Consider the following 3,110-nt stretch of genomic DNA (forward strand, 5'->3'; position numbering starts at 1 on the left):
GAATACTCGGTAAGGATCGGAAGCGCTTCGGCATAGATTTTTTGCGTCGCTTCAGAGTTTTTGACGGCATTCATATGCGAAAGAGGGGTGAAAAGAAGCTCCATCTCCTCTTCCATGAAATCAAACGGACGGACAAAATCGGCATAAGTTTTGTGCGGAATAGCCAATAGGGTATCGATGATACGGCGGTTGTTTTCGATCAGGGCATCCAGATCGGCGATGAAAGTGTCTAAATTAAGTTTAAAATCGGCAAAAGGCTGCATGTTTTCTCCTAAAAAGTAGCGTTATTGTAGTGCAGCGATTCAAAAATTATTCTATAATCTTGCAATTTGTTATCAAGGTTTATAAGATGCGCGCTTCCATCAGAACAAAAATTCAGCAGTTGCTTCGGTATATCTTTGTGGGGGGACTTTCCCTCTTTCCTCTGATTTTGGTATTGATCGTTGTCAATTTCATCAAAGATCTTGGGGTGAGCGCGTATTCGTCACTGCACGAATACACCGATTCGTTCGGGGTAACGATTGCCTTGATGGTTGCCGTCATCGCCGTATTTGCGCTGTTGGGGTATTCGATCGAGAAATACGGCCGCTCGATGTTCATTTCGATCATCGATAGCCTGTTTGAGCGCATTCCCGCGATTCGTTCGGTTTACTCGGTGTCCAAAAAACTCGCAACGATGCTCTCCGGTGGCGAAGACGGGGGGCGTAAAGAGGTCGTTTTGGTCGAATATCCCAAAGACGACGTATGGGTTCCGGCCTATCTGCTGAACCGTCAGGGAAATATTTGCGTACTGTTTATCCCGACATCACCGAATCCAACCAGCGGCTATACCGTCATTGTGGATGAAAAACGGACGATCAAAACGACTCTGACGCTGCAGGAAGCGTCCTCGTTCATAATCAGCATGGGCGCCGATTTTCCCAAAAAAGAGGAGATCGCAGAGAAGATCAACGGGCGGTGATGCACTTCATTCAAACTCGTCGTACTTGGGTTCGAGAGCGTTGAATCTCTCAATCAGCAGCTTCTGATAGCGCGGAGCCTCGCGGTAGAGTTTTTCAAGCCCCTCGGTTCCATGATGAAGCGTCAGGGAAGAATCGACGACGATGTAGGAGAGGTAGACGGTATTTTCGTTGATGGAAAACTGTAGCCGTTGAAGTGCTGCGTTTTCGTTCAGCAAAAAATCATACAGTGATTCGATGTTTTCCTGCGGTATGCGGCACAGGGGCGAGTCTCCGATGACGATGCCGTTGTCGTAATAGTTGATGTCGATGCGGGTCGCACCCGTTTCGCTTCGCCAGCTGCGCTGGCTTCGGCGAGATAGGGTTACGTTGACGCCCAGAGATCCCAAAATCGTTTCGATCAGTGCGACGACGCCGGTCGGTTTATACCCTTCCCGCCGCCGTTTGGCGACTTCCAGTTTTGTTCCGCATTTGGGACAATAGTCATTGTGTATCGTCTCTTCGGGAATCAGATTTTTGCACGAAACGCATCGGATAGCATGGTCTTTGCGTATTTTTTTGAATTCTTCCAACGCATCGTGCAAAAGATAGGCCGGAAGGGCGAACCCGAGATTGTTCGAATTTTGGATGATAAAGGTATTGACGCCGATCACTTCGGTCTGTTCGTTCATCAGCGGTCCCCCGCTGTTGCCCGGATTGATTGCCGCATCGAACTGAATGTATTCCACTTCTCCCTGCAAACGGGCGGCTTTCGAAACAATTCCTTCGGTGGTCGAGTAGTTCAGCCCGTAGGGATGGCCGATGGCGATGACATTGTCCCCGTCATGAACCTCTTCAAGACTCAGGCGCAGCGGATGGTTGCAGACGATGGGATCGGGAGAACGGATGAACGCCAGATCGTACGCCGGATCGTCATAGACGACGATGCCGATTGTTTTCGGGAGGGCTTTGGTACTGATGAGCACCTCTTTGAGCCCGCTGACGACATGGGAGTTGGTGACGATCAGCCCGTCGCAGACGAATCCGCTGCCGCTGCCGTAGGGGGTTGTAATCTGGACGATGCTCTCGATCGTGCGTTCAACCATTTTCTGGGTGGAAAGATTCATCCTTACACCTCCGTATAATCGAGATTTTTGATTTGGAGATAAAAACTCTGGCTGAAGTGATCTAGATCGTCGTAATTAATGTCATCGGCAAAATTACGTAACGTTTTGTAGCGCTCCGCATACGGCTCGATGGCTGATGCGATCCGCATCGCGATTCGATGTCTGTCAAATGTTCGTGTCTTCGAATCGTACAGAGGAATGTCTCCCTCCGCTTTGAAAAAATCGCTCGAATAAATTTCGACATGCAGGTGCATCAGGGCACGCAGCGAGGGATGAAGTCCGTAGTTGTACAAAACGTACAGAGCGACGTAGCGGTAAATGACGCTGATGACATAATGCGAACGGTTGTTTTTATACCACCGGACTTTGTTCAGCGATTCTTCGATAAACGAAGCGATCTCATCGTGCAGCGCATGCTCGTAAGGCGAGAAGGTGTAGGCCGCTTTGTAAAACTGCGTCGCAAACGCATCGACGTCCATGGTTTCGAGTTCGTTCAGATAATTTTCGAGTTCGGCGTTTTTGTCTTCGGTCATCTTTTCATCGTCGAGAAAATAGCCGTTGATTTTTTCGTTGATGTTTTTGGCAAGTTTTTTTCGCGGCATCAGCAGATAATCGATCTGAAGAAGGAGGGCCAGATAGCTAAACGATACCATTCCGCTGTTATCATTGGAAAGCAGTCCGATAAGGCTTTGTTTGGTTTCGCCGATCCATTGGCGCATCATGGAATGCAGATGCGATGCACGTTCGGAATCCAATTTGAGGATATGATCGTATTCAAGCAGTATCGATTCGTCAAACTCCGAGGCGATGAACTCTTTTTCAAAATCGGCGTTCAGGGCTATTTCACGAAGCGGGAAAAAGATTTTTTGGGGTGTGATCGTTGCGTTGTCGAGTCGGATGGAGAGCCGGATGGCACCGTCGTTTTGGCTGAAACGCGCATAGGTAAGCTGAAAATTGCGTTCCAAAAAACGCCGTTTGATCGCAACGTGGAGTTTGTCCAAGAGGGCAACGTCGGCATATGCTTCGAGCGATTCGGACGTTATGA

Annotated in this window: 3 protein-coding genes and 1 pseudogene; 1 reads left to right on the forward strand and 3 read right to left on the reverse strand. The window is 48.8% G+C overall.

The window, feature by feature from the left end; genetic code table 11:
- Positions 1-263: pseudogene (locus JU82_RS05110) on the reverse strand (M3 family peptidase); the annotation flags it as partial.
- Between the two features lie 86 nt (positions 264-349).
- Between JU82_RS05110 and JU82_RS05115 the strand changes: the two are divergent.
- Positions 350-961 carry a DUF502 domain-containing protein gene (locus JU82_RS05115; RefSeq protein WP_037947443.1) on the forward strand — a complete coding sequence of 204 codons (612 nt, stop codon included), beginning with the start codon at positions 350-352 and terminating at the stop codon, positions 959-961.
- 6 nt (positions 962-967) lie between these two features.
- On the opposite strand, the gene JU82_RS05120 is transcribed toward JU82_RS05115, so the two are convergent.
- Complete coding sequence (locus JU82_RS05120; protein WP_037947445.1) at positions 968-2,065, reverse strand: trypsin-like peptidase domain-containing protein; 1,098 nt, start codon at positions 2,063-2,065, stop codon at positions 968-970.
- Positions 2,066-2,067: 2 nt separating this feature from the next.
- The coding region (locus JU82_RS05125; protein WP_037947453.1) for a hypothetical protein at positions 2,068-3,110 on the reverse strand (1,043 nt) is incomplete at its 5' end.

Origin of the sequence: Sulfuricurvum sp. MLSB (assembly GCF_000747095.1) — a bacterium.
Classification (GTDB): Bacteria; Campylobacterota; Campylobacteria; order Campylobacterales; family Sulfurimonadaceae; genus Sulfuricurvum.

Excerpts from the sequence above, each read along its gene's own strand:
- JU82_RS05115 (WP_037947443.1), top strand. The coding sequence starts at position 350 with ATGCGCGCTTCCATCAGAACAAAAATTCAGCAGTTGCTTCGGTATATC.
- JU82_RS05120 (WP_037947445.1), bottom strand. The coding sequence starts at position 2,065 with ATGAATCTTTCCACCCAGAAAATGGTTGAACGCACGATCGAGAGCATC.